The organism is Hydrocarboniphaga sp. FW305-C-57, from assembly GCF_058783045.1.
Window position 1 is genome coordinate 41,312 of record NZ_JBYSYG010000007.1, and the last position, 19,099, is coordinate 60,410.

The 19,099-nt window shown below is 63.0% G+C and carries 17 protein-coding genes; 3 read left to right on the top strand and 14 right to left on the bottom strand.

Annotation, left to right across the window (positions count from 1 at the left end):
- Positions 1 to 51: 51 nt before the first annotated feature.
- The 9 genes from AC3WUM_RS14970 to AC3WUM_RS15010 all read right to left on the bottom strand — a co-directional run bounded on the left by AC3WUM_RS14970 (position 52) and on the right by AC3WUM_RS15010 (position 10,103).
- The gene (locus tag AC3WUM_RS14970; protein WP_492411140.1) at positions 52 to 1,311 is read right to left on the bottom strand and encodes a TolC family protein; all 1,260 of its coding nucleotides are present in this window, start codon (positions 1,309 to 1,311) and stop codon (positions 52 to 54) included.
- Positions 1,308 to 1,610, bottom strand: a complete 303-nt coding sequence (locus tag AC3WUM_RS14975; RefSeq protein WP_492411141.1) for a DUF3240 family protein — start codon at positions 1,608 to 1,610, stop codon at positions 1,308 to 1,310. The genes AC3WUM_RS14970 and AC3WUM_RS14975 overlap by 4 nt, the downstream gene beginning before the upstream one ends.
- Entirely contained in the window at positions 1,603 to 4,686 is a 3,084-nt protein-coding gene (locus AC3WUM_RS14980) for an efflux RND transporter permease subunit (RefSeq protein WP_492411142.1), read from the bottom strand. The genes AC3WUM_RS14975 and AC3WUM_RS14980 overlap by 8 nt, the downstream gene beginning before the upstream one ends.
- Positions 4,686 to 5,798, bottom strand: coding sequence for an efflux RND transporter periplasmic adaptor subunit (locus tag AC3WUM_RS14985; protein WP_492411143.1), 1,113 nt, complete (start codon positions 5,796 to 5,798; stop codon positions 4,686 to 4,688). The genes AC3WUM_RS14980 and AC3WUM_RS14985 overlap by 1 nt, the downstream gene beginning before the upstream one ends.
- A gap of 246 nt (positions 5,799 to 6,044) precedes the next feature.
- Positions 6,045 to 6,470 (bottom strand): hypothetical protein, encoded by a 426-nt coding sequence (locus AC3WUM_RS14990; protein WP_492411144.1) that lies wholly within the window; start codon positions 6,468 to 6,470, stop codon positions 6,045 to 6,047.
- Between the two features lie 22 nt (positions 6,471 to 6,492).
- On the bottom strand, positions 6,493 to 7,596 hold the full coding sequence (locus AC3WUM_RS14995; protein ID WP_492411145.1) for a nickel/cobalt efflux protein RcnA: 1,104 nt from the start codon (positions 7,594 to 7,596) through the stop codon (positions 6,493 to 6,495).
- A gap of 9 nt (positions 7,597 to 7,605) precedes the next feature.
- Positions 7,606 to 7,875, bottom strand: coding sequence for a metal-sensing transcriptional repressor (locus AC3WUM_RS15000; protein WP_492411146.1), 270 nt, complete (start codon positions 7,873 to 7,875; stop codon positions 7,606 to 7,608).
- Positions 7,876 to 7,999: 124 nt separating this feature from the next.
- On the bottom strand, positions 8,000 to 9,337 hold the full coding sequence (gene chrA / locus AC3WUM_RS15005) for a chromate efflux transporter (RefSeq protein ID WP_492411147.1): 1,338 nt from the start codon (positions 9,335 to 9,337) through the stop codon (positions 8,000 to 8,002).
- A gap of 7 nt (positions 9,338 to 9,344) precedes the next feature.
- A complete protein-coding gene (locus tag AC3WUM_RS15010) occupies positions 9,345 to 10,103 on the bottom strand; it encodes a superoxide dismutase (protein WP_492411148.1) in 759 nt (252 codons plus the stop codon).
- A 219-nt stretch (positions 10,104 to 10,322) separates the two neighbouring features.
- Here AC3WUM_RS15010 and istA point away from each other — a divergent pair, with 219 nt between their 5' ends.
- A complete protein-coding gene (gene istA, locus AC3WUM_RS15015) occupies positions 10,323 to 11,819 on the top strand; it encodes an IS21 family transposase (RefSeq protein ID WP_492411149.1) in 1,497 nt (498 codons plus the stop codon).
- A complete protein-coding gene (gene istB / locus AC3WUM_RS15020; protein WP_492411150.1) occupies positions 11,812 to 12,609 on the top strand; it encodes an IS21-like element helper ATPase IstB in 798 nt (265 codons plus the stop codon). The genes istA and istB overlap by 8 nt, the downstream gene beginning before the upstream one ends.
- A gap of 86 nt (positions 12,610 to 12,695) precedes the next feature.
- Here istB and AC3WUM_RS15025 read toward each other — a convergent pair whose 3' ends face one another.
- The 5 genes from AC3WUM_RS15025 to AC3WUM_RS15045 form a co-directional block, all read right to left on the bottom strand.
- Positions 12,696 to 13,682 carry a hypothetical protein gene (locus tag AC3WUM_RS15025; RefSeq protein WP_492411151.1) on the bottom strand — a complete coding sequence of 329 codons (987 nt, stop codon included), beginning with the start codon at positions 13,680 to 13,682 and terminating at the stop codon, positions 12,696 to 12,698.
- Positions 13,683 to 14,082: 400 nt separating this feature from the next.
- Positions 14,083 to 14,379, bottom strand: coding sequence for a type II toxin-antitoxin system RelE family toxin (locus AC3WUM_RS15030; protein WP_492411152.1), 297 nt, complete (start codon positions 14,377 to 14,379; stop codon positions 14,083 to 14,085).
- Entirely contained in the window at positions 14,369 to 14,626 is a 258-nt protein-coding gene (locus AC3WUM_RS15035) for a type II toxin-antitoxin system prevent-host-death family antitoxin (protein ID WP_492411404.1), read from the bottom strand. Before AC3WUM_RS15035 ends, AC3WUM_RS15030 begins: the two co-directional genes overlap by 11 nt.
- A gap of 600 nt (positions 14,627 to 15,226) precedes the next feature.
- Positions 15,227 to 15,562 (bottom strand): hypothetical protein, encoded by a 336-nt coding sequence (locus AC3WUM_RS15040; protein ID WP_492411153.1) that lies wholly within the window; start codon positions 15,560 to 15,562, stop codon positions 15,227 to 15,229.
- A gap of 405 nt (positions 15,563 to 15,967) precedes the next feature.
- Positions 15,968 to 18,067, bottom strand: a complete 2,100-nt coding sequence (locus tag AC3WUM_RS15045; RefSeq protein ID WP_492411154.1) for a TonB-dependent receptor — start codon at positions 18,065 to 18,067, stop codon at positions 15,968 to 15,970.
- A 204-nt stretch (positions 18,068 to 18,271) separates the two neighbouring features.
- On the opposite strand from AC3WUM_RS15045, the gene nikR reads away from it, so the two are divergent.
- Positions 18,272 to 18,769, top strand: a complete 498-nt coding sequence (nikR, locus tag AC3WUM_RS15050; protein WP_492411155.1) for a nickel-responsive transcriptional regulator NikR — start codon at positions 18,272 to 18,274, stop codon at positions 18,767 to 18,769.
- Positions 18,770 to 19,099: the final 330 nt, after the last annotated feature.

Below are 19,099 nucleotides of genomic sequence, written 5' to 3' on the forward strand. Positions count from 1 at the left end.
GGCTCCATGTCGGCATGGCAGCCCACGCGGCTGCCATGCCCATGCTTCTCTCTACTCGTGGTCGAGGTCCCACACCCAATGCGCATCGACCACCAGCGTGTAGTACGTCTTCAACGCCGCCGCCTGCGCTTGCAGCGCACTCAATGCCGAACTCGCCGCCTGACGCCGCGCGATCAACAGGTCCTGCAGTCCGGCTTCGCCCAGGGTATAGGCCCGTTCCGTCAGCGCTGCGTTCTCCGCCATCGCACTCGCGCCTTCCGACGCGATGAGCCAGGAGTCGTAGGCACCACGCGCTTCGACGAAAGCCGATGCGATCTCCGCGTCGAACTCGCGTACCGCCAGTTCGGCCTGCTGCGCCGACGTCTCCGCATCCGCACTCGCCCGCGCCGCCACGGCACTGCGATAGCCGCCGGGCATGCCGAACGGCAGCGACACCGAGACGCCGGTGTAGCGCTCGCGCCCGCCGACTTCCGAGGCGGTGAAGACCCCCAGTGTGGGATCGGAGAACCGCTCGGCCTTGGCACGCGCCGCCATCGCCTTGGCCTTCTCGGCGGATAGCAGCGCAAGCTTGAGTTCGTCACTCTGCTCCTTGATGCGCTGGGTCCAGCCGGCGACATCGGCGTCCAACGGACTCACCGCGGGCAGCGGCTGCGGTGCCCGCTCCACGCCGGGAAAACGAACCGACAGCCGCGTCCAGGCGGTGTCGGCCGCGACGCGGGCCTCGTTCTCCAGCCGCCGTTGCTCGACCAGCTCGGCCTTGGTGGTACCGAGTTCCAGCCGCGAGGCGTCGCCCGCACGCACGCGCTTTTCCACCGCGGCCAGGCTGCCCCCGAAGGATTCGAGGCTGGCGCTCGCGAGTTCGCGCGCCTTCTCGGCGGCGAGCCAGTCCACCCAAAGGCTCACGAGTGTTCGCGCCGACTCGTGCAGGGCTTCACCGACATTCGCCTCGGCCCACTCGACCGTGGTTTCGCCGAGCTGGCGATCAGCAGTGGCCTTGCCGGGCAACCGGATAGGCCGCTCGATACCGGCCATCCATTCGTCGTACTTGTCCGAGCCACGCACGTCGCGCTGCTGGCCTGTCATCTTGGCGTTAAAGTCATACGGCGAAGCTCTTAGGGCACGCCGCTCCGCTTCACCCGCGGTCAGACCGGCGCGTGCCGCAAGCACGCCGGGGTCCTGTTCCAGCAGCGGCCGTGCCTGTTCCGTCGGCAGCAGCCCAGGTGCGGGCTGCGGCGTGATGGCGCTCGACTGCGTGGCGTTGAGCAGCGCCACTGCGAACAGGCTTAGCCGAAAAATGGAGCGCCCGCTCATTGCAGGTCTCCCGATTCCAGCACCGGCGCCAGCCAGTAGCGCAGCCCGGCTCCAGCGTAGCGTTGCCGCAGCTCGCCTAGCAGCGCCGCGCTGTGGCCGTGCTCTAGCACCGCCTGTACCTGCACCGCGTCCGTGCGGCCGAGCACCTGCTCGTTGGAACTCAGGAGCCCGAAAGCCAGACCATGTGCCGCCGTCGGTGCGCTGGTGAACACTTTCACGTCGGGAGACAGCAGCAGGTGATCCAGCAAAGCCTCTTCCAGGCTCGGCGGCGACAACAGCGTCAATAGAACATCAGACATTGGAAGACTCCCGCTTCGTCGCGACAAAGCGCAGATAGAGAATGGGCAGCACCATCAGCGTCAGTGCAGTAGCAGTGATCAGCCCGCCGATGACGACGATGGCAAGAGGGCGCTGGATTTCAGAGCCCGGGCCGGTAGCGAACAGCAGGGGGATCAAGCCGAAAGCCGTGATCGACGCGGTCATCAGCACGGGCCTCAGGCGTCGTTCGGCACCCTTGGTGACGATGTCGATGGGGCTCAGGCCCTCGGCTCGCAGTTGGTTGAAGTAGCTCACCAGCATCACGCCGTTGAGCACTGCAATACCCAGCAGCGCGATGAAGCCCACCGAGGCCGGCACCGACACGTACTCGCCGGTGATCCACAGCGCGAAGATGCCGCCCACCAGCGCGAACGGAATGTTACTGAGGATCAGCACCGCTTCCTTCACCGACCCGAAGGTCGCGAACAGCAGGATGAAGATCATGCCCAGCGCCACCGGCACAACCACACCCAGACGCGCCGCGGCACGCTGCTGATTCTCGAACTGTCCGCCCCAGGCGATGCGATAGCCCGACGGCAGTTGCACGTTCTTCGCGACCAGCGCCTTAGCTTCTTCGACAAAGCCGACGAGATCGCGGCCGGCGACATTGGCGATCACCACGCTGTAGCGGCTGCCCATCTCGCGATCGATCTTCACAGGGCCGGCTGCACGCTCCAGCTTGGCGACGCTGCTCAAGGGCATCGTTGTCCCGTCACGCGCAGTGATACGCACCGCACCGAACTCGGCCGGCGATACGCGCACATCGTCGCTGGCGCGCAGCACGATGGGCGTGCGGCGATTGCCTTCGATCACCACGCCTGCACGCTGGCCTTCGATCTGTAGTCGAAGCGCGTCCTGAATCTCTTCGACGTTGAGACCGAAGCGGCCCGCAGCGAGACGGTCCACGGCGACGCGCAGGTACTGAACACCCTCGTTCTGCACCGTGTATACGTCCTGATTGCCCGGTACGGTCTTGAGCAAATCCACGATCTTGCCGGCGAAAGCATTTAGCTGGTCAAGATCGGGACCGAAGATTTTCACTGCCAGGTCGCCGCGCACGCCGATGATCATTTCGGACACACGCATCTCGATGGGCTGGGTGAAGCTGTACTCGATGCCCGGCATCGGGTCGAGCACCTTGCGCACCTCGTCCATCAGCGCCTCCTTGCTCTTCATGCGCCATTCCTTCGATGGCTTGAGCAACAGGTAAGTGTCGGTCTGGTTGAGGCCCATGGGGTCGAGGCCGATTTCGTCCGAACCCGCGCGTGCGACGATGCCGGTGACTTCCGGAATCGCCTTCATGATGGCTTGGTGAATCTTCATGTCGAGCGCGGCGCTCTGCTCCAGACTCACCGACGGCAGCTTCTCGATGCCGACGATCAGGTCGCCCTCATCCATTGTTGGCAGGAAGGTCTTGCCGACAAGCGAATAGACGACACCCGCCGCGACCAGCAGCCCGACGGCGGTGATCGCGACGATCTTCTGACTGCGCAGGCCCCAGGCCAGGATCGGCTCGTAGAAACCGAGCAGCTTGCGCGGCAGCCAGGGCTCTTCGTGGCTGACTTCGCGCAGCAGATACGACGCCAGCACCGGAATCGCCGTCAGCGACAGCACCAATGAGCCGGCGAGCGCGAACACGATGGTCAGCGCAACGGGTACGAAGTATTTGCCTTCAAGGCCCTGCAAGGTCAGCAGCGGCAGAAACACCGTGATGATGATCAGGATGCCCGAGGTCACCGGCGCAGCGACTTCGCGGACCGCGCGATAGATGATGTGCAAGCGTGGACGCTTGCCGCCGGTCTCATCCGTCGCAAGCCTCTGCACGATGTTCTCGACGACGACGACCGCCGCATCGACCAGCATGCCGATGGCGATGGCCAGGCCACCGAGGCTCATCAGGTTGGCCGACATGCCGAACAGCCGCATCATGATGAAGGTGATCAGCGCCGCCAGCGGCAGCACCAGCGCCACGGTCAGCGCCGCACGCAGGTTGCCCAGGAACAGCACCAACAACACGATTACCAGCACGGTCGCTTCGAGCAGGGCCTTCGACACCGCGCCGACGGCCTTGTCGACCAGCGAGGCGCGGTTGTAGAAGGGCACCAGCGTGACGCCTTGCGGCAAGGTCGGTTGCAGCTCGTCGAGCTTCTTCCTGACGCCTTCGACGACTTCGCGCGCATTGGCGCCCGCCAGACCCAGCACCAGACCTTGTACAGCTTCAGCCTTGCCGCTCTGCGTGACCACGCCATAGCGTGTGACGGTGCCGATGCGCACTTCGGCGATGTTGCCGACCATCACCGGCGTACCGTCCTTCGACGTCACGACGATGCCGCGCAGATCTTCCAGCGAGGTGATGCTGCCCTCGGCGCGCACCAGCAGCACTTCATCGCCTTCACCCAGGCGACCCGCGCCATCGTTGCGGTTGTTCGACTCGATAGCTTCGCGCAGGTCCGCGACCGTGATGCCGGCCGCCGCCATGCGCACCGGATCAGGCACGACCTCGAAGGCACGCACGACACCGCCGAGCGAGTTCACGTCGGCCACGCCGGGCACTGTTCGCAGCGCCGGGCGCACGACCCAGTCGAGCAGGCTGCGGCGTTCGGCCAGCGACATGCTGTCGGCTTCCACCGTGAACATGAACATCTCGCCCAGCGGCGTAGTCACCGGCGCCATGCCGCCGGTGATGCCGGACGGTAGGCTTTCCGTGAGACCGCTCAGTCGTTCGGCGACCTGTTGACGCGCCCAATAGAGATCAGTGCCGTCGATGAAATCCAAGGTCACATCGACCAGGCCGTACTTGGTGACCGAGCGCAAAATCTTGGTCTTCGGAATGCCGAGCATTTCGACTTCGATCGGCACGCCGATGCGGCTTTCGATTTCCTCCGGCGTCATGCCGGGGGCTTTCATGATGATCTTCACCTGCGTGCTCGACACGTCCGGGAACGCGTCGATCGGCAGGCCTGTGTAAACCACCCAACCCGCACCGGCGACGATCAGCGTCGCGATCAGTACGAACAGCCTTTGGGCCAGGGAGAACTGTATGAGTCGCGTGAGCATCACTCGGCTTCCTGACTGGCGAGCCAGGCGCCCTTGAGCGCCACGACGCTGGTGACGGCGACGGCTTCACCGGCTTTCAGCGGACCATCCACGCGCACGCGCTGACCGGCGCTGGCGGAAACCGTGACGGGTCGCGCGTCGAAGCCGTCCTTGGTGCGGACGAAGACCACGGTCTTGTCGCCGTCATGCGCCACTGCGGCGAGCGGCAATTCCCAACCACCTTTGCCCGTGCCCACCGGCAACTCGGCCGCGACGACTTCGCCCGGCCGTAGATCGGTTGCTGCACCGTCGATCTGCGCGCGCACGAGAATCGTCTGGCTGTCGGCCGAGACCGTCGCTCCGCTGCTGAGCACGCGGCCCGTCGCGGTGCGGCCTTTCAGGCTGATCGGCGTTCCAACCGGCCAGCCGGCGTTGTCGCTCGCCGGCACTTGGATGTCGGCCCACAGCAGGTTGGGCTGCACCACGCGCATCAATGCGCTCGCCGCATCGACGCGCTCGCCGAGCTTGGCATCGACTTCCACGACGATGCCGCTGACCGCGGAGACCAACGTCAGCTCGTCTTGCGGCGTACCCGACGCGATCACGCGCTCGATGGCAGCGGCCGGCATGCCGCTCAGGCGCAGCGCCGCCTTGGCTTGCTTGAGCGTCGCTTCGGCTTCGCTCAATGCAGCCTGCGATTCCTGCTGGCGACGCTGGGCGACGATGCCTTCTTCGAACAACTGTTTCTCACGCTGCGCGCTCTGGCGCGCCAGCGTAGCCTGCGCGCTCGCTTGCAACAGCGTCAGCTGCAACTGACCGAACTCGGGGCTGGCCAGGCGCAGCAGCGGTTCGCCCGCCTTCACCGTCTGGTTCTGCTCGACCAGCAGTTGCTTGACCATGCCGGCGACCGAAGAGCTGACGATCTGCTCGGCGTTCGGTGGGACGCGGATGCGCGCCGGAAAGCTCTTGCGCACCGAGCCTTCGCCGGTCTGCAGACCAACGGTGGTGATGCCCAGCGCCTTGATCTGTGCTTCGGGCACGGCGAACCGGGAGTTCGCCTCGGCCGAAACAGCGACGGATGCGAACGCCGAAAGCGCGGCGGAGAGAGCGAGGGACAGAAGGGGTTTGGTCATGGTTTTCGGCCGGACAACGCGAACGGATCGACGGCCAAGGCGCGAGCGCGCGGAGGCCAGCGTCGGGATTGGAGAAAGCACGTCGATCCCGACCCGATCGGAGGGCCAGAACGAGAGCGGAAAGGAAGGCAAAGCAACGCGCAGCCGAGGCTGGTGACGAACAGCAGACATCGGGAATCTCCGTAACGAGAGCCGAGCGCAAAGGCTCAGGCCCGGATGCCGGCGCGTCAGCGCCGGGCGTTCAGGTCACGGAAATGCAGGAGGGCCGCGCAGCAGCGGCCGGAGATGAATCGGCTTTGAACTTCGCGATAGCGTTCGCAGGGGCGGACGCAGGCTCAGCGGTGCTGGCAAAGCCAGCACTAGGGCGAGAGCCCCGATGAAGATCAGCGGCAGGTCGAGATCGAATCCGGCACGCGGATGATGGCGATCGGATGCACCGACCGTTTCCACATCCACGTGTCTGGAGTCCTCCTGATGGGCATAACCGTGGTCATGGTCATGATCATCGCCGGCATCGAAGGCGGACGTGTTGAAGTGTCCCTGCATGCCGATGGCGCTTTCGAGCGAGGCTGGCACGTCGGCGTGCGCGTGCAGGCCGCCGATGCGAATCACCATGACCAGCATGGCGATCCACAGCAGCACTCCGCGACCTTTGCGCAAACGTTCCAGCATGGCGGCGCTCTCTAACTCTCCATCATCCGGCCGGCAGAGTCTGCCAGCCGCTATAGCCTACATAAAGTCCGACCAGCAGGATCAGTGACCCCGAGAAGAACGGTGCCTTGCGGGCGAATTCCCCGAAGCCGGTCCACCGCTTCGACACGTGTCTAACGCTCAGCGCGGCCAGTGAGCCCGAGACGACCATCGTCATCGCCAGTCCGATGCTGAAGCACAGGACCAGCGCCGCGCCGAGCGTGACCTCCTTGAGCTGCAGGCACAACAGCAGCACCGTGATCGAAGCCGGACAGGGAATCAGCCCACCCGTCAGTCCGAACATCACGATCTGGCCCGTCGTCACCGTGCGGTTGGCGAAGCGCTTCTGAATGTCCTGCGCATGGGCACGCTCGTGCGCATCCTGATAGCTCTGCGACAGGTTTTCGACGCCTTCGAGCGCGGCATGTTCGTGGCCGTGATCATGTTCAGTGAACGCGACCTCGTAGTCGTGCTGGTGCCCGCCATGCCCGAGCCGGACCACGGCCTTGAACTGGTGCGGCTCCGGAATCTCGTCGATGGATTCGACGTAGCCGTCTCGCGAGACAAAGCCAAAACTCTGACGCGCGCCGTCGGGGCGCACGGTCTCGATCGTCACGTCCTCGGCAGCCCAGGCGTGGCCGGTCTGGACGAAAAGGCGAAACCGCGGCGGCACGTCGTCTTCGAAGACTTCGAGCAGAATCGTACCGTGACCGGTGTCGATGACTTTATCGTCGTCGTGTGGATGGTCGTGAGTGTGGGCACTTTCGCGCTGCTCACGCCAAGTCCGCCACAGCATCCAGCTGGCGATGCCGACGATGAGCGCCGCCGACGCAAGCTGGAAGTAAGGCTCTGTTGTCTCGGCGCTCCACTGGCGGCCGAAGTACATGCCCAGCAGCGCCACCGCCCAGACCACCGCAGTGTGTGACAAGGTCGCCGACAGCCCCAGCAGCGCGGCCTGACCGACGGTGCCGCGGACCGCGACGATGAAGGCTGCCATCATGGTCTTTGAGTGGCCCGGTTCCAGGCCATGCAAAGCGCCCAGCAGGATGGCGCTGGGCACGAAGAGCCAGGCGTTGCCCTGCTGTAGCAGTGTCGAGAATTCGGTCATCGAAGCGAATCAGAGGTACTTTGTGATTTCTTTGAATTCACGAATGTTCTGGTCGGTGGAGCTGCCGCCTTCGCGGATCGCATGCTCCAGGCAGTGGTCGATGTGATCGTGGACCAGCGCCTTCTTGGCGCTGGCAACTGCGCTCTCGACCGCATGAAGCTGCTGGGCGACATCCACGCAGGCGCGCCCTTCCTCCATCATCGAAACGATTCGTTTCAGATGACCTTCGGCGCGCTTGAGGCGCTTGATGATCTCGGGATGAGAGGTATGAACTGACATGCGTATATCCTATGGGGGGGGATAGGATATGTCCAGTCCGGGGTGGCGGGTAAATTTCACTAGCCTTCGACCCCGTTGCGGAGCAGGCTGCCGTTGCGCTCTGCTCCCCGACGCCTGCCGACGACTAGGCGTAGCCCAGCATCTTCGCCGCCACGCCGAGCCCCGCGGCCGCCGCCAGAATCAACATCAGGTTCGCATGCAGCCTGAGCAGGGCCACCATGGCGCCAGCGCCCAGCCCCATCGCCACGACGTTGAGTGATTCCAGCTTTGGCAGCGGCAGATGCAGCAGCCCGAATCGGAACTCGCCGACCTGAGAGAACAGCACGTGGATGGCGAACCAGATGGAGAGGTTGAGGATGACGCCGACCACCGCTGCCGTGATGGCGGTGAGTGCTGCGCCGAGCCAGACATTGCCGCGCAAGCGCTCGATGTACGGCGCGCCGAGGAAGATCCACAGGAAGCACGGCACGAACGTCACCCAGGTAGAAAGTGCCCCGCCCAGGATGCCGCTGAGCAGTGGCGGCAGCGCACCCGGATCGCGATAGGCGCCCAGAAAACCGACGTAAGTCAGCACGAGGATCAGCGGTCCCGGTGTGGTCTCCGCCAGCGCCAAGCCCTGCACCATCTCGCCCGGCATCAGCCAGCCGTAGCGCTCCACCGCCTGCTGCGCCATGTAGGCCAGCACCGCATAGGCGCCGCCGAACGTGACCACGGCCATCTTGCTGAAGAACACCGCTTCTTGCGTGAACACATGCTGCGCGCCCAGCGTGACGAACAGCAGCAGGATCGGCAGCCCCCACAGCGCGGCGCCCGAGAGCAGGATGCGCAAGGTCCAGCTCCGGCTGGGATGCGCATGCTCGGGGATGAGGTCTTCATCCTCGCCGACGCCACCGGCTTTCGCCTTGGGCCGGAAGATGGACGGCGCCCACCGCACGCCAGCCAGGCCGATCAGCGCTGCCGCCAGGATGATCAGCGGGAACGGGATGCCGAACGCGAAGATCGCGATGAACGCCGCGGCGGCGAGACAGTACAGAGCGCGGTGCTTGAGTGCCTTCTTGCCGACACGGACCACGGCCTCGATCACGATCGCCAGCGTCGCCGCCTGCAGGCCGAACAGCAGGCCCTGCATCCAGCTCAGATCGCCGTACACCATGTAGGCGATGGCGATCAGCGTCATCAGCACGAAGCCCGGCAGGATAAACAGCGTGCCGGCGACGATGCCGCCCCAGGTCCGGTGCATCAGCCACCCGATGTAGGTGGCGAGCTGCTGGGCTTCGGGGCCCGGCAGCAACATGCAGTAGTTGAGTGCATGCAGGAACCGGGTCTCCGAAACCCAGCGCTTCTCATCCACCAGCAGCCGGTGCATCAGCGCGATCTGCCCGGCAGGCCCGCCGAAGTTGATGAAGCCGATCTTGAGCCAGACGAAGAAGGCTTCGCGAAAAGGGACGGACGTGGCAGGCATGGGCGCGCTAGACGGAGAAGCGGCGGGCGTGCTGGAAGCGGCGATCCACCGCCTCCCATTTCACGTTGGCCAGGAAGGCATCCAGATACTTGGCTGCGGCCGAGCCGTAGTCCATGTGGTAACTGTGCTCGTACATGTCGAGCACCAGCAGCGGAATGCCGCCGACGCTGCCGTGCATGTGGTCCCAGGCCCACTGGTTGCGCAGCTCACCGGTGGCCACGTTGTAGGTCAGCACGCACCAGCCGGAGCCGCCTGCGAGCGACATCGCCGTGCGGCGGAACTCGGCCTCCCAGGCCTCGGTGCTGCCATAAACCTGCGACAAGGCCTTGGCGATATCGCCGCCGTTCTTGCCGTCGCCGCCCAGGTTGTCGAAGTAGTGCTCGTGCAGCACCACCGACCCGACGCGATGCAGTTCCTCGCGCTTGAGCCCGCCGTACGCGATCGGCGGGAAATCCTTGTCCTGCATCGCGGCGGCGAGCCTGCCTTCGATCAGATTCAGAGTCTTCACCGAGCCGATGTAGTTGTTCTCCCAATGCGAGCGGATCAGCTTCTCCGAGAGGCCCGTCAGCTTGGCCGGATCGAAGCCGAGCGGCTTGGGCTGGTGCTGCCCGGCAAAGGCGGGCGTGAGGGTGGGAGTCAATGCGGCAGCGGTCATGGGGCGGGCCTCGGCGATGGAAGCAGGAGGGAACGCGGCAGCCGCAACGCCGGCGCCGATGAGGCCCAGCGCATCCCGGCGGCTGATGCCGTCCACAGTTTCATCAGTCATGCGAATCTCCGGTTTAATGGGCGCTTCAATGTCATGATACGAATGTATCAAATTAAAGATACGAAATGGACGAGACCCCCGACTGGCTTCTGCTCATCCACCTGTTGCCGCGCGTTGAAAACTGACCATCAAAACGGGGTTCTGCTCACTGAAAATTGACCAGGGTGTTCTTCATTAGCCTGCGGGGTTTCGACCCAGCAGGAAGACGAGGTGCATACCATGGCGATGTACGCGAAAGTGCGGCGAATGCGGTTCCGGGACGGCCTGTCGATCAGCGAGATCGCACGCCGGACCAGCCTGACGAGAAACACGGTCAAGAAGTGGCTGAAGGAGCCACCTCGCAGTGAGATGAAGTACGAGCGGCCTGCCGGGCCGCGCAAGCTCGATGGCTACATCGAGTGGTTGCGCCAGGCACTGGAGACCGATGCGCGACGGCCGCGCAGCGACCGGCGCACCGGGCTTCGGCTGCACGCTCAGCTGCTGGAGCAAGGCTTCACCGGCAGCTACAGCCGGGTGACCGAATTCATGCGCCGGTGGAAGGCCGAGGCCGGCGCGGTTACTGCCCGATCAGCGTACGTGCCGCTGACCTTCGATTGGGGCGAAGCCTTCCAGTTTGATTGGAGCGAGGAAGGGCTGGTGATCGGCGGCATCTGGCGCAAGATCCAGCTGGCACACATGAAGCTGTGCGCCAGCCGCGCCTTCTGGCTGGTGGCGTATCCGAGCCAGGGTCACGAGATGCTCTTCGATGCCCACACGCGCTGCCTGACGGGCCTGGGCGGCGTGGCCCGCCGTGGCATCTACGACAATATGAAAACGGCGGTGGATCGCGTGCCCGGCCGCGGCAAGGCTCGCATCGTCAATGCTCGCTTTGCCGCGATGACGGCGCACTATCTCTTCGATCCCGACTTCTGCAATGTCGCCTCGGGCTGGGAGAAAGGCCGCGTCGAGAAGAGCGTGCAGGACACGCGCCGTCGCATCTGGCAGGCCGCGGCCGATCAGCGCTTCGCCAGCTTCGGCGAATTGAATGTGTGGCTGGCGACGCAGTGCATCGAAGCTCGCAAAGCACCGCATCCCGAGTTTCCCGGCATGAGCATCCAGGAAGCTTGGGAGCGCGAGCAAACGCAGCTGATGCCGGTGCCGACCGCCTTCGATGGCTACATCGAAGCCCCGGCCCGCGTGTCGAGTACAAGCCTCATCTCGATTGCCCGCAATCGCTACTCCGTTCCCTGCGCTCTCGCCGGGTATCGCGTCAGCGTGCGGCTGTACCCGGAGCGCGTCGTGATCGTCGCCGATCAGCAGATCGTGGCGGAGCATGTCCGCGCCAGCGATCGTGATCACGTCGTCTACGACTGGCAGCACTACGTGCCGCTGATCGAGAGGAAGCCCGGCGCGCTGCGAAACGGCGCGCCCTTCGCCGATCTGCCGGCGCCGCTGCAGCGGCTCAGCCGCGCCCTGCTGCGCCGCGACGGCGGCGACCGCGTGATGGCGCAGGTGCTGTCGTCCGTCCCCGTCTTCGGGCTGGAAGCGGTGCTGGTCGCCGTCGACCTGGTGCTCGAAACCGGACGGCCCAGCGCCGAGCACGTGCTCAATGTGCTGGCTCGATTACGAGAAGGGCCGCCGCCCGAATCGGTCGATACCGCCCTGACGGTGACGACGGCGCCCATCGCCGACACCCGTCGCTACGACAGCCTGCGTGAGGAGATCGGCCATGACTGATCTGATCGCGGATCTGAAAGCCCTTCGCCTGCACGGCATGGCGAGCTGCTATGCCGACTGGGTCGAGCAAGGCAGCGCCGGTGCCCTGACCACCTACGAGTCGCTGCTGACGCACCTGGTGCAGGCCGAGAGCACGGACCGGGCGCTGCGCTCGATCAAGTACCAGATGCACAGCGCGCGTTTCCCGATCCATCGCGATCTCGCCGGCTTCGACTTCGAGCAGTCGAAGGTCGATCGCCGGCAGATCATGACCTTCTCCACGACGGCCTTTACGGAGAAGGCGGAAAACATCGTGCTGATCGGCGGCACCGGCACCGGCAAGACGCATCTGGCCACGTCGCTCGGCGTCGAGTCCATTGCTCGCCACGGCAAACGAGTGCGCTTCTACTCGACGGTGGAGCTGGTCAATGCGCTGGAGCAAGAGAAGGCGGCCGGCAAGGCCGGCCGCCTGGCTCATCAGCTGATGCACCTCGATCTCGTGATCCTCGACGAGCTGGGCTACCTGCCGTTTTCACAGGCCGGCGGCGCACTGCTGTTTCACTTGCTCTCGAAGCTCTACGAGCACACCAGCGTGATCATCACGACCAATCTGGTCTTCTCCGAGTGGAGCAATGTCTTCGTCGATCCGAAGCTCACGACGGCGCTGCTCGACCGGCTCACGCACCACTGCCACATCGTCGAGACGGGCAATGAGTCCTATCGATTCCGGCACAGCAGCAGCACCGCCAAGGCCCGCATCAAATCCCGCGAACAGACCAAAACCCAGGAGGCAATCGACGAACCGATCTGACAATCGATAGGATTAAACAACGCCGAGGGCTGTCGCCCTCGGCTTCCACCCCTGGTCAATTTTCAATGAGCAGAGGTGGTCAGTTTTCAACGCGCGCCAACACCCATCTGGCCTGCGTTGCCTTTAAACGTGTCGCCAAGGCCCTCGATTGCCGCAACGAAGACGTTTTTGCCTTCAGGTGTAGTCAGCGCCTCGGTCATCCGTTGTTCCAGAGCGTCTGCGAGCTGAGCGGCGAAGTCGGTGTTGAACCGCTCCATGGCCAGCGTCAGCTTTTGTTGCTCGCGTAACTGTTCCAGAGCGACCCACTCCGGGGCCACGAATGTCAGTCGCTTCTCCAGTGCATTGCAAAAGCGATCGAGAACGCCTTGAAGCAGTTGGATTTGTGTCCGAACAAATATTGATAGGCCAAGAGATGCAAGGACGCCGGCGATGGAGGTGAGAAATTTGAAGGTTGCCGATTCAAGCAGCAGCTTTAAGGATGCCCGCGCTTTGTCCACATCGACATCGGCGACACCGCCTGCAGCGAAGTGCAGGCCTGAGACGAGCCCGAGAAACGTGCAGAGCAACCCGAAACCGACAAAGTAGTTCGGTAGCGCCTGCCAGAATGGGAGATGGAAACCTGCTTCAACTGTTGCTTGGATGTTGAAATAGGCTGACGGTCGAACTGTGTTGCGTACGACACCACTGTCGCCGGTGCGACTAGGTTCCGGGTAGATCAGAGTGTCGCCAAACTCTGACCAAGCGTGCTCAAGCGGAGCATGTTCGGTCGAAATTTTCGCCGAGAATTCCTCTCGGTTTTCCGCAAAGACTTTGGGGGTGGGTGCGTGTTCGTCGAGCCAGCGAATCAGGAGCGCGATCGGGCGCCGACGGCGCCATGAGACCCATGCGAAAGCGAAGCCCGAGATCATCGCCGCAACCAGAATCGAGAGCGTCAAAGCGATTGCAAAGGAATGGCTTGTAAATAGCCGAAAAATCGCTTCTAGCTGCCCGGGCTGGCCGAGCAGGTCTTGGCCGAGCACCACCCCCAACGCCAAGGTAGCGAGCACGAAGAAGCCCAACAGCAGAATCTGCATCCCTATCCCCAACTGACAGAGCTAAGCGGTCTGGTCCCCCGACCTTCACCGAATGCTGCGAGCGCCAGAATCCCCGACTGTTATTCCGTGTTTGGCGCAGTAATCCAGAAGCAAAACTTCAATCAAGTTCGCCTGAGACCGGCGCTCTCGTTCGGCGGCGACCTTTAGTAAGTCCTTGAATTGTTTAGAGACGCGAAAACTGACAGCGACTGTCTTGTCGGCCATCTATCGCCCCATGCCCCTGTATTGCGTTTTACCATACGTGACAGCCGGGCGTGCCGGTAGGCCATTGAGCCGGCCCAGCCCGCCTTTCATCTTTAAGGCTGGCAACCTGTAAGCAACTGTTTCGGGGGCAAACAAAAACAGCCGCTGAAAGGGCGGCTGCTTTTGTTGCGGGATGTCACTTCGATGAGTCATCGTCAAGGCGACCGCTAGCGGCGTCATATGCTGCTAGGCGCTCACGCTTTCCGACTGCCATGACCATCACTACGATCGTCGTGTCGAAAACCCGATAGACCAGACGATACGAGCCGTGTTTGAGCTTGTAGCAATCTGGCATGCCATGCAGCGCAGCCTTTGGATTGCGCGGTTCTTCGAGGCGGGCCTCCAGCTTCTTCTTCAATGGCCCTTTGACGCTTTCATCCAGCTTCTTCCACTCCTTCCATGCATCCGCATGGAACTGCAGCTCATAAGTCACTGAGTTTGACCTTCACCGGCGGCTCTTTGGATTGCATGCGGGATTTGACGACAGCCGCCAGCTGTAGGTCTTCGAGGAGTTCGTCCAGATCGAGCTGTTCGAAGAGTTCGGCGGGGACAAGGTAGGACTGCGGCTTGTTGTGGCTCAACACTGCCACGACACGACCGTTGGCTTCCTTCATGACGCCCGATGGGTTCTTCTTCAGCTCGCTGATCGAAACAGCCAGATCCGCACGGATTGCATTGATGTTCATGGGTTCGATTTTGTCGTCAGATCGGCTTACGGGCTACGGGCTTACGGGCTTACAGAGATAATTGGCACTTACTTAAGTGCCAATTAAAGACCCAAATATAGGTCACAGTCAAGGTGCGGCCACTATCTACTTGGCGCAATCCGAGAGGTAAGTGCTAGAAGGCGGGTGGCGCCAGTATTGCCGCTCCACTCTCATCTGCTGAAAGGTATCCGGTAGATTCGGCACAAAACCTTGCGGGACTTTTTTGGAGTTTTGTGAAGCCTTCTGGAGCTTTCAGTCGAAATTGGCTGCGGTCGCCCCACACGGGTTACGACTCGATTTCTACTGAAATATCAGAATGTTGGGAGTCCGATTCATTGCGAATCGTCGGCTCACGCATTCGGTCAATTTTTGACCACTTCCTCATAATGCTGAGGTCGGTGGTTCGATTCCACTCATCACCACCAGTAACCCTTTGAATATAGAAACGCCTTCGGCAGCTTGCGGAGGTTTCCAGGGTTGCTGGTGATTCGCCGGGTTTGTCCGGCTTCTCTTCCTAATTCCGAGTTTTCCGCATCCGCGCCCAGTCGGTGGTGCCGCGAGCCACGTGAGTTTTCAGCTGGGCGGTGCGGCCGTCAGCCATTCGACCAGTGCCTGGGAATCGTCGCCGCTGCGGTGGACCCGAAGCTTCTTGTGCTGCGTCGTCGCGAGTTCGCTTCCGCGAGCAAGCGCCACGCCGCGCCGGGGACAGAGGTCGAGGCAGCCGCACTCGACGACGCGAATGCGCTTTTTGAGTCCCCGGGATTTGAGCTCGCGCTTGAGCCATTTGCGCAGTGATGCAACTTCGTCATCAGTACTGCGATGCGTGCACTCGGTGCAGATGAAGACGATGTCCTGCCAATCGGACGCTGCTCGAATCGGCAGTCGCGGGTGTTCGTCGATCGTTTGCATGCTTCGATTGTGTTGCAGCGGCATGAGAATCGGATGAAGGAAATTTCATCTGCAGGCCTGCGCAAGCGCCAGTATTGAGTTGTGTAGACAATCGATACAAACCGGCACCGCAATCACGAAAACCCGAGTTAGAATGGCTGTGCGTCGAGGAACTCCCCCAGTCCTCACGCGAGCAGCTCAGGACATCCCCCCTATGTGCTCCTGTCTGCGACAGGACACCTGACTATCTCCCTGACGTCAGTGTCCGCGCCGCGGCGACCGCCCCCACGGTCCCGCGGCTTTTTATTGCGCGGAGTTCAGTCGCACGTGCCCGCTGCGCACAAAAAGAATGCCGCAGCGATGATGCCTGCGGCGAAGTAGCGGGTTTCGTTGCCATGGCCAGCGAGATCGAACGCTGGCGACGACTTAAAGACTCGCGCCGATCGTCAGGCGTATGGCGCGCGGCTCTACCGGATGGAAGTGATAGTCCGATACGCCTTCGGCGGGTTCTCCGGGCAGGCGCGATTCGTAGTAGTAGGTGATGTCGTTGTCGTCACTGTCGAACACGTTGAGCACGGCCAGCGAGACCAGGTAGCGCTTCAGGAAGCGATAGCTGCCTTGCGCGTTGACCACCGTGGTGGGCTTGGAGCGTGCACTGTTGTCTTCGATCAGCGCGGCCTCGCCGAGACGGCGCAAGCGCAGGCCGGCGCTCCAGCCGCGAGTTTCCGGCACGGTGATGCCGAACGAGATCACGTCCTCGATCGAGTTCGGAATGCGATCGCCCTCTGCTGCACGGACCTCGGATGGAACATCGAGCCGGCCGTGTGAATACGCATAGTCGGCGTCGATCGCGAGCCAGGGCAGGGGCTCGTAGTAAGCGGAGAGTTCGACGCCCCGGCGCGTGCTCGGTGGCCCGGCTTCGCTGTTGCCGGCGTCACCGACGTACACCAGTTCGGAGTCCGACTTGAGCTGCCAGAGCGTGGCGGTGAGCTTGGTGTGCGGAACCATTGCGCTGGTCAGCCCGATTTCGGCTCCGCGCACGCGCACCAGTGGAGTGACGCGATCCGCGGGTGTTTGATGGGTCGGGTCGGTGGGGTCGAGCGTGATGGTGGTTCCGCGTGCGTCGTTGCTGTGAAAGCCTTCGCCGTAGTTGAGGTAGAACTCGGTGCGCTCGAACGGGCCGAAGATCATCGCGGCCTTGGGCGCGATCAGATGATCATCGGCCTTGCCGGAGTTCGCGGCCAGATCGCTGCTGACGTCGAAGTCGTAGAAATCCGCTCGTGCGCCAAGCTCGGTTCGATACCACGGGCTCCACTGCTGGCGACTGCTCACGTACCAGCCGATGCTCGCCTCCTTGACCTCGTCCTGGCGGACGGTCTCGGTGCGCTCGCGACGCTGGGTCAGATACAGGCCCACCGGAGAAATGCGGTCATAGCGGCTTTGCAGGCCGGTTTCGATGTCGATCGGAATCTGCGTCGGCAGCTGCCAGTAGCGCAGCAGGCTGGCTCCGAACACTTTGCGATCGTCGTACTGCTCGAACTGATCGTCCGGCAACGCATCGGTGTCGTTTGTGTCGGTGAAGTAGTACGTGAAATCGGAGTACAGCTGCATCTTGTAGCTCAGCGTGTAGGCGGCGGCCTTCCAATGACCGAGCGCGGCGGGCTTGCGCAGCTCGGCGTTGAGGCTGAAGCGGCGCACGTCGCCGCCGTCGGTGGGATCGATGAAGCCGAGCTCATCGATCTGCCCGCTTTGAACCGCACGCAGCGGAATCTGGTCGGGGGCGAAGTAATCGATGGCGTAGGCCTGGAAACCGAGCGTGTAGCCGTCCTCGTCGCTGCCGCGGTTGTAGCGGGCGATGCCCTTGTAGATCTCGGCGTCCTGCTTCAGGTCGTAGGCGCCGTCATAGTGCGTGGCTTCGCCGCCGAGCAGCAGCGTTCCGCCGGCGAGCTTGGGCGAAGCCGCGACGAGTGCGCTGCGATAGCCGTATTCGCCGATCGTCGCGCGCGCCATCGGCGCGGGCAGCTCGTCGACATAACGCAACTGGGCCGAGCCCGCGGCGCCGAAATCACCGACGTCGGCGTAGTAGGGGCCCTTGCGGTATTCGAGCGAGCCGATCAGCTCCGGAATCATGAAATTGATGTCCGCGTAACCCTGACCGTGGCCGTGCGTGCGCATGTTGACGGGCAGTCCGTCGACCTCCGAATAGAAGTCGGTGCCGTGGTCGAGATTGAAGCCGCGCAGGAAATACTGGTTGGCTTTGCCCTCGCCACTGTGCTGGGTGACGATGAGCCCCGGCACGAATTCGAGCAGCTCGCCGGCCCGCGATATCGGGCGCTCGGCGAGCTGATCAGCCGTGACGAAGCCTTCGGTCGACGAGCTTGCCGTGTCTTCGAGCGTGGTTTCGCCGGTGACCTGCAGGGCGGGCAGCTCGACCACGGGAACTCCGCCGGCCCATGCAGCGCTGCAGCAGACCAAATGGGCCAGCGTGAAGCTTGCGACGAGCCGCTGCTGCATGGTGTTTTTCATTGTCGCGATGGTTGTAAGAAGAATTATGCCTTCTTCATATTAAGGGTCCGGTGTCAGTCCTCGCGCCAATGAAAGATGAGGTGGCGGGCATAACCGGGCGTTATCGGTCGACCGCCCGGTCGGCAGCGGTCGCTGCACGTCGGCCGCGCCTCGTGTCTAATTCGTGCTGCCGTCACTTCAACTCCGCCATACGGAAGGCTCTGCATGCAGCGCTACACGATCTCGCTCGAAGATTCTCTGGCCGAGAAGTTCGACGAGTGGATACGCAAGCATCGCTACGAGAATCGCTCCGAAGCGATTCGCGACCTGCTGCGCAACCGTCTCGGCGAGGAAGCGCTGGGCGAGACGATGAGCTCGGGCGAATGCGTGGCCTGCGTGTCATATACCTACGATCATCACCAGCGCGAGCTCGGCCGTCGGCTCACCGAAGACCAGCACGCGCACTACGACCTCGCGGTGTCGACGCTGCACGTGCACCTGGATGCCGATCAGTGCCTCGAAGTCACGCTGCTGCGCGGTGAAGTGGGACGCGTGCGTGAGCAGGCGGAAGGCATGATCGCCGAGCGTGGCGTTCAGCACGGCAAGGTGAACCTGGTGCCGGTGGCCGCGAGCAAGGCTCATCATCATCACGGGCATTCGCATCACCATCACGGCGCCGATCACGTCAACGTCCGTCTTCCTGCCAAGAAGCCGGCGCGCTAGCGCGTTGCTGACGATCCCGTAAGTTTGGAGATCGTCAGCTGACGATCCCGTAAGCCGACTATGCCCGGACCCGATCCGGCGCAGCGTCCGCGCTCCGTAAAGCTACGGAAAAGACGCGCGATTACCTGGCTGGTTTGCTTGTTGCCAGGCTAGTGCCGTGCTTCGGAAAGGTCTTAAAAAAACATTTAAAAACAGGCTTCAGGCCATTTTTGGGATTAGGCTTGCCAGCGAGCGCCGCCGGTCGCCGCCACCCGTCGAGCTCTCGCTACAATCCACATAACTTCCAGTTATGCGGACTCCGGATCAATTCATTAGCTACCGCTGTTTTCG